The 7,318-nt window shown below is 63.9% G+C and carries 7 protein-coding genes and 1 pseudogene; 4 read left to right on the forward strand and 4 right to left on the reverse strand.

Annotated elements, in window-relative coordinates; genetic code table 11:
* Positions 1–579: 579 nt before the first annotated feature.
* Entirely contained in the window at positions 580–1,443 is an 864-nt protein-coding gene (locus AC07CM_RS49875) for a reverse transcriptase domain-containing protein (RefSeq protein ID WP_478883204.1), read from the forward strand.
* The gene (locus AC07CM_RS49880) at positions 1,443–2,018 is read left to right on the forward strand and encodes a group II intron maturase-specific domain-containing protein (protein ID WP_478883205.1); all 576 of its coding nucleotides are present in this window, start codon (positions 1,443–1,445) and stop codon (positions 2,016–2,018) included. Before AC07CM_RS49875 ends, AC07CM_RS49880 begins: the two co-directional genes overlap by 1 nt.
* Positions 2,019–2,416: 398 nt before the next feature.
* Here AC07CM_RS49880 and AC07CM_RS49885 read toward each other — a convergent pair.
* A protein-coding gene (locus tag AC07CM_RS49885; RefSeq protein WP_478883206.1) for an IS630 family transposase occupies positions 2,417–3,498 on the reverse strand; the annotation gives its coding sequence in 2 pieces (ribosomal slippage) (positions 2,417–3,012 and positions 3,012–3,498; 1,083 coding nt in all).
* A gap of 59 nt (positions 3,499–3,557) precedes the next feature.
* Between AC07CM_RS49885 and AC07CM_RS49890 the strand changes: the two genes are divergently transcribed.
* On the forward strand, positions 3,558–3,941 hold the full coding sequence (locus AC07CM_RS49890) for a hypothetical protein (RefSeq protein ID WP_478883207.1): 384 nt from the start codon (positions 3,558–3,560) through the stop codon (positions 3,939–3,941).
* A 6-nt stretch (positions 3,942–3,947) separates the two neighbouring features.
* On the opposite strand, the gene AC07CM_RS49895 is transcribed toward AC07CM_RS49890, so the two are convergent.
* Entirely contained in the window at positions 3,948–4,136 is a 189-nt protein-coding gene (locus tag AC07CM_RS49895) for a hypothetical protein (protein ID WP_478883210.1), read from the reverse strand.
* A gap of 73 nt (positions 4,137–4,209) precedes the next feature.
* Between AC07CM_RS49895 and AC07CM_RS49900 the strand changes: the two are divergent.
* A pseudogene (locus AC07CM_RS49900) lies at positions 4,210–4,866 on the forward strand (IS5 family transposase); the annotation flags it as partial.
* Between the two features lie 436 nt (positions 4,867–5,302).
* Here the strand turns inward: AC07CM_RS49900 and AC07CM_RS49905 are convergent.
* Together AC07CM_RS49905 and AC07CM_RS49910 are read right to left on the reverse strand one after the other, a co-directional pair.
* The gene (locus AC07CM_RS49905; RefSeq protein WP_478883208.1) at positions 5,303–5,497 is read right to left on the reverse strand and encodes a ferredoxin; all 195 of its coding nucleotides are present in this window, start codon (positions 5,495–5,497) and stop codon (positions 5,303–5,305) included.
* Positions 5,498–5,712: 215 nt separating this feature from the next.
* Positions 5,713–7,089, reverse strand: coding sequence for a cytochrome P450 (locus AC07CM_RS49910; protein WP_478883209.1), 1,377 nt, complete (start codon positions 7,087–7,089; stop codon positions 5,713–5,715).
* Positions 7,090–7,318: the final 229 nt, after the last annotated feature.

The raw sequence follows: 7,318 nt of genomic DNA on the forward strand, positions 1-7,318 counted from the left end.
GCTTCCGCAACGCCGAGAACCAACGACTACGGACACGCTGCGTCACCACCCGCCGAGCCCGCAGACACCTCCGCACCGCTCAACTTTGAAGACCCGACAACGTCGGGACGTGTCGGCACTGCCAGACGGCACGGGTCCGGCTAGCGAGACGAGAAGGCGTACGAGAGGAACCAGTGGTAAAGCCTCGTAAACGTGGTACCGGCTCCAATCTGGTGGATATGGGCCGTGGTGCAACGCGGGACCGGTGCCTTCGGGCGTCGGTCAACTCCGAAGCCGACTTCCAACGACCGGTGGGGAGGCCATGTTGAAAGCCTGCGGCGTAGGCATGGCGATGTTGCCGGGGCATCAGCTGGGCGCCTCCCTCGTCAATCGGTACATGGTGAACGTGGGAACCACTCGCGGTCGCCCTCCCCGTCCGGGCCGCCAGCTCGGAGCCTTGGGGGCAGGCCCGTCGTCGGCTGAGGACCGTCGAGTGGGGCGGAGGCTTCGTAGTAGTCCGAGCCGGGGAAAGCCCGGTACACGGCGAAGGGAGCCAGCAAGTCACGCAGATGCGGATGCTGGAAGGCCAGGAGGTCGTTGGTGAACACCGACGAGCTGGAGTACGTCTTGCTCAAGGCGGAACGCCGGGTACTGGAGATCCAGACCAAACTGCACCGTTGGGCGACCGACGATCCTAATCGTCGGTTTGACGACCTGCACAATCTCGTCGCTGATCCCGCGTTCCTTCTGGTCGCGTGGGCTCGGGTACGGGGTAACAAGGGAGCTCGCACGGCCGGGGTGGACGGTCAGACCGTCTTCTCAGTTGAGGCCATGCGGGGAGTCGAGGGATTCCTCGACGGACTGCGGAAGGGATTGAAAGACCGCAGTTTTCGCCCGGTGCCGACGCGCGAGCGGATGATCCCAAAACCAGGCGGAAAGAAGCGTCGTCTGGGGATCGCGACTGTCGCCGACCGGGTGGTCCAAGCCTCCTTGAAGCTGGTGTTGGAGCCGATATTTGAGGCGAATTTCCTCCCGTGCTCTTACGGGTTTCGCCCCAATCGCAGGGCTCATGACGCGGTGGCTGAGGTGCGTTTCCTCGCGTCCAGATCATTCCAATGGATCGTGGAGGGCGACATCAAAGCCTGCTTCGACGAAATTTCGCACTCCGCACTTCTAGATCGCGTGCGGATGCGGATCGGAGACAAACGCGTTCTGTCCCTGGTCAAGGCGTTCCTCAAGGCCGGAATCCTCGGTGAGGATCGGATCTTGAGGACAACTGACGCCGGCACCCCGCAAGGATCAATTCTGTCTCCTTTGCTCAGCAATATTGCGCTCTCGGTCCTGGACGAGCACATCGCCCAGGGAGCGGGCGGTCCCGGGATCACGCGTACCAGCGGGGGAAACGCCGTGCTGGAAACCTTCCGAACTACAGACTTGTCAGGTACGCAGACGATTGGTGCCTGATGGTCGCTGGTACGAGGAAGGACACCGAGGCGCTGCGTGAGGAAGCGGCAGAGGTCCTCTCCACCATGGGCCTGCGCCTGTCGGAGGAGAAGACACTGATCACTCACATCGACGAGGGGCTGGACTTCCTGGGGTGGCGCATCCAACGCCGCCGTAAGCGAGGAACAGACCGGTACTACGTTTACACCTACCCGGCGAAGAAGGCTATCGCCTCGATCACCGCCAAGGTCAAGACGTTGTGCTGGCAGGACGTCAATCTGCCCCTGGAGATACTGCTCTACCGGCTCAATACAGCAATACGGGGCTGGTGTATCTACTTCCGTCCCGGGGTATCCAGCGTGGCCTTCGGCTACCTACGCGCCGTCGTCTGGTGGCAGGTTTTCCGATGGTTGCGCCGCAAACACCCCAAGAGTAGTTGGAAGGACCTGCGTCGAAAATACTGCGCAGGAGGATGGTGGCCATCGGAGGGGAATGTGTCGCTGTTCGATCCGGCGAAAGTCCGCACCACGCGGTATCGATACCGGGGAACAGTGATCCCGTCACCCTGGCCACGAGCTGCATACCTCCCAGGCTAACGGGACTTGTGGAGAGCCGGATGCGGTGCCAAGTCGCATGTCCGGTTCGGGAGGCGGCCCGAAGAAACGGACCGGTCGTAAGGCCGGAACCGCGCTTCGGGCCGACCTCACGAGATAGAGCTGTCCTTCCTCGCGCTCAAGGACACGCTGTTCGCCGGCCGGGTTCTGCGCTCCGGCGACCCGGTCGGGCTGCAGCAGGAACTGTGGGCTCTGCTGGTCGTCTACCAGATCCTTCGCCGCGCCATGGTGGATGCGGTCGAGTCCCGGCCCGGCACCGACCCGGATCGTGCCAGCTTCACCGTCGCCCTCCGCACGGCGGCGGAACAGGTGATCACCGCGCGGGAAGTTCTCGGACCCGCCGACGGCTACGGCGGCATCGCGCAACTGAGGCTTGCTCTTCAGGGTGATAGTGAGGGGGCGAGGGTCAGTCCGGTTTCGGCGATGAAGCCGTCGAGGAGGGTGGGGCGGTACTGCATTTTCTTGAGCCGGGTTCGGGTCTTGGCCGCGAGTTGGCGGGTGGTGCAGGCGGCGAGGTTGGCCAGTGTCTTTTTCAGGTGGGCCCATACGCCTTCGGCCGGGTTGAGGTCGGGTGTGTAGGGCGGGAGGCGGAACACGGTCAGCCAGGCGCTGCGGGCGGCGAGCAGGTCGCGCATCGCGGCGTCCTTGTGCTGGGTGGCGTTGTCCCAGACAAGGACGATCTTTCTGCCGAGCTGCTGGTGGGCGGCGTCCAGGAGCGTGATGAGGTCGTCCTCGCGGAAGCCCTTCTTCTCGCCTTTGCGGCCGGTGTGGACCATGGTCCGGTAGATGAGCCGGGTGCGCTGCCCGGGCTTGCAGCAGACCAGGCCGGCGAGCGAGACACGGCCGGAGCCCTTGCCGGTGACCTTGATGATCGGGGTGTGTCCGCGTCGGGACCAGGTGCGGGACTTGGGAGGCTTCAGGCTCTGCCCCGACTCGTCCTCAAAGCACAGCCAGGCGTCCTGGTCCCGGACCGTCTTTCCACCTCCGGCCAGACCTCCCTCATCCACGTCTCCACCGCCTGCGGGTCACGCTCGACGGCCCGGTGCACGGGGACCTGGACGCTCCAGCCCATCTGGTGCAGGATCCGGGAGACCTGCGCAGGGCTGAAGCGCACATGGAAACGCCGTGCGATCAGCAACGCGATCCTGGACAGTGTCCAGCGCTGGTCCTCGACCCAGCCATGTGCCACCGGCCCCTGCTCCAGTGCCTCATCCAGCCATGCCCGCCACTGCGGCTTCATCCGCGAGGACCGCCCGCTGGGTCCCCTGGACCGCAGGGCGTCGACCCCGCCCTCCCGCCAGACCGCGTGCCAGGCATACGCCGACTTCCGCGACACCCGTAACCGCCTGGCCACCACCGGCGGCCCCACTCCCTGCTCGAACATCTCGGCGGCCTCGAACCGTATCCGCTCCCGCGCAGCCCGCTGCACGGCGGTCAGGCCACCCCCATCGGGATACCGCATCTCCCAGACATACAACCGAACTGACTCGCCGTCACCCCCACACGCAATCCTCAGAAGCTGTGCTCGGTGCGCTGTTGCCTCCGCGTCGGGCACGCACCAGCGCCCGGCTTGTGAAATGCCCGATCTCGCAATACACCGTGGCCTCCCAGAATCGTCCCGGGAAGAGCCAGCGGATCACTTCCCTACACGTCGTCGTTCACCGGCGTGACGAGACCGAGCCCGACGATCTGGGCTTCAGGGAACGCACCCTCCGTCTGTTGCGCACCGATCCAGGACGGGCCTGGCGAACCGTCGAGATCAGCAAGGCCCTCGGCATCACGGTGAGAGCGAAGTACCGCAGCCTGTGCACACAGATCAACCAGTGGGCCGAGCAGACCATGCTGATCAGGGAAGGGCGAGGTAGATACCGGATTGCCCCCGAATGGCTGGCGCCTGCCGGGTGAAGACGATCAACTTGACGTGCCCCGGGGCGGGTTAACTCCGCGGCATTGCTTGTACAGGCCGATGGTCGACTCCATCAGTGCGTTGTCCAGCGCGTCGCCGACCGACCCGATGGAAGCGGCGATGCCGGCCCGGTCCAGGTGCTCGGTGAGCGCGAAAGACGTGTATTGACCAGGTTCAATCAGTGGATTCAACACCGGCTTATGTGACCGATAGTAGATGGTCGTTGAGGGCTTCGGCGGGTCTCCATTCGAACCGGTGCGGTTCAACGTCGAGCGCACCGGCATCCCCTGGCGCTACCTGCCCCACGACTTCCCGCCCCACCAGACCGTCTACGGCTACTTCGCCCACTGGGAAGCCGACGGCATCTTCGACCAGCTCACCGGCCTGTTACGCGGCAAAGTCCGCCAGGCCGAAGGCCACACGAGCGAGCCCAGCGCCTGTCTGATCGACAGCCAGAGCATCAAAACCTCCGCCACCGTCCCCCTGACCAGCCAAGGCGTCGACCCGGCCAAGAAAATCATCGGCCGCAAACGGCACATCGTCACCGACACCCTCGGCCTCCTGCTGGCAGTGGCCGTCACCGCCGCCGGCACCCAACTCCTCACCAAAGTCCGCAGCCGCCACCCCGCCATCACCAAAGCCTGGGCCGACAACGGCTACAAGACCAAAGCCGTCGAACAAGCCGCCCACCTCGGCATCGACCTTGAAATAGTCCAACGCGACCCCACCGTCCGCGGCTTCCACGTCCAGCCTCGCCGATGGGTCATCGAACGCACCCTCGGCTGGCTCATGCACCACCGCCGCCTGGCCCGCGTCTACGAAACCCACCCACACCGATCAGCAGCCGTGATCCAACTGGCCGCCATCAACCTCATGAGCCGCCGCCTCACCCACGAAGCCACCACCAACTGGCGTGACAGCTAAGCCAAATGAAACAGACAACCGAGAACCAAACGCTCACTAAGTAACCAACAGAGCTCCCTGGCCAGGCGGTTGAGACATCAGACATCTCGCCCAACAGCCGGGGAAGCTCTGCTCGTTAAGGTCCCACAGCCATCACCCGATCGGTGACCAGGCTGAAGAAGCTCACTGTTGTCAAACACGAGGGTGATTGTTCAGATCGAGTGCGGTCGCGTATGTCGACGGGCAGTCGGCCGAGGCGGCGCCGTCGCGGACGGCGAGACGCTCGGCATCTGACGTCGCGTCGAGGATCTGCTTGGACAGTGGTGGCCGTTCGTAGGGTGAGTCTCGTTACCGACCAGTCAGATTGACCCGTCGAACCCGTGTCGACGCGGCGTCTCCACCGCCGTCACACCGGCCACGGACGTCCCTATGACCACCACTCGGTCGAGTCTTCCGGTCACTCGATGACTCGAATCGCGGCGGCGGGGCACAGCATCGCGGCTTCCCGCACTGCCTCGTGCAAATCATTGCGGGGCGCGTCATCGAGCAGCACGACGACACCATCCTCCTCGCGCTGATCAAACACCTCCGCCGCGGCCACCACGCAGTGGCCTCCACCTACGCACTTATCCTCGTCAATTTCGATACGCATGTGTGTCACTCCCTTCAATTCTGTCGTGTCTGTATGAGACCGGGCGCGTATGTCACGGAGCGCCCGTCGTCGGTAGGGCAGGACGGTGTATCAAGTTGTTCGCCCCCTGTCGCATCGTCACCGCCCCTGGTCGAACAGGCCCACAGCGGTCAGTGCGCACAAGCCCCCATCCACACATCGGTCCCGGTCCGCTTGGGCCCTCACCGACTATCGACTCACCAAGTCACCAAGAGTCGTTCTGGGCCGTAGAGTTGGCGATCGCCGTCGTGCCAGGGGATATCTGCGACGGGTACAGCGAGGTCGAGGGTGGGGAAACGGCGAGCCAGGCCGGAGTACGCAATCTGCATTTCCAGCCGGGCCAGGTGCTGGCCGACGCACTGGTGGACACCAAAACCGAAGCCGAGGTGATTGGCTGCGTGGCGGGTGAAGTCGACTCGGTCCGGCTCGGCGAACACCTGCGGGTCACGATTGGCCGCTGGCAGCCAGACGACGACGTTCTCGAAGGCTTTGATCACCGTTCCCCCGATCTCAATATCCTCCAGAGCGGTTCGAACATCCGGGGCTTGAACGATGGTGGTGTAGCGCAGCAACTCTTCCACGATGCGGCCGATCGGGGCTGACTCGGTCTTGAGTGTGTCCCACCGATCGCGATCCTGTAGAAGGGTGAGGATGCCGAACGCCAGCGCGTTGGCGGTTGTCGCGTGAGCCGCTTGCACCAAGACGGTGGCGGTGGAGACGAGTTCGTCCCCGGTCATCTCCCCGCTGTGAACTAGCGCGCTAAGCAGATCATCGCTTGGTTGCGCTCGCTTGCGTTCAACGATCTCACGACTAAATGCGCGGAACTCCTCCCTTGCCTCCAAGACGTCGTCGACAGTCGCGCCTGACGTGTGCCGGACCGCGGCAAGTCGCTCGAACGTGCCACATTCACTTTCCGGCAAGCCGAACAGAGCGCAGGTCAACAGCGACGGTATCGGTTGGGCGAACGTCTCGACCAAATCGACAGGTGGGCCGACACGCTCCATGGCGTCAAGACGATCAGCGACGATCTGTTCGATACGTGCTCGATACTCGCCCACACGGCGCACCGTAAAGTAGGGGGCCACGATGCGGCGCAGTCGAGTGTGCTCGGGTACGTCCCTGTTGAAGAAGGCCAACTTGCTCAGCGAACCCTCATGGAGTGTTCGCACGACTTCGGGGTCCCGGAAGGCGTCGGCGAGCCGACCGTCCCGCCGATAGCGATCAACAATAGTGCGGACAGCATCCGGGAAGGCGGTGTCGTACTGGATGGCATCGAGGAGTATGGCGGCCTGCCGCTCCGGGTGCATGCTTGGCGGACCTGCGGGGAAGACGCTGATACGTGGATCACCCAGGACGGCACGAGCAAGCTCGTGGCTCGTCACCAGCCAACCGACGTGACCATCCGGAAAACGGAGCCGACTCAACGGTTGACTGTCTCGCAGCTCACCGAACTCGCGCGGCGGATCGAACGGACACGTACGTTCCGCGGGCAGCCGAACCGGCTCGGACTGCCTGACATCAGACAGCGACGGAATTGTCACGATCACAGCCTTTACAACGACGTCGTGATACAAGAGATCGGCTATGACGCCTAGCGCGCGGTGAAGCCGTGCCTGGCCACGTACCAAGCTATTGCTAGCTTGGCGTGCTTAGGCGCCGCACACCATGGCGGTAGGTAACGCAAACATGCCTGAGATTGACATCCTTGGACCGACGGGCAAATGGATCACTTGAGTCGGCGTGTGGTGGGACGGCTGTCCCATCGGTAGCGGGTGGCGGCTCGGCGAATCAGTATGCGGAGCG

It is taken from the genome of Streptomyces sp. NPDC044061 (genome assembly GCF_056434305.1).

Excerpts from the sequence above, each read along its gene's own strand:
- AC07CM_RS49880 (WP_478883205.1), top strand. The coding sequence starts at position 1,443 with ATGGTCGCTGGTACGAGGAAGGACACCGAGGCGCTGCGTGAGGAAGCG.
- AC07CM_RS49905 (WP_478883208.1), bottom strand. The coding sequence starts at position 5,497 with ATGCGTATCGAAATTGACGAGGATAAGTGCGTAGGTGGAGGCCACTGC.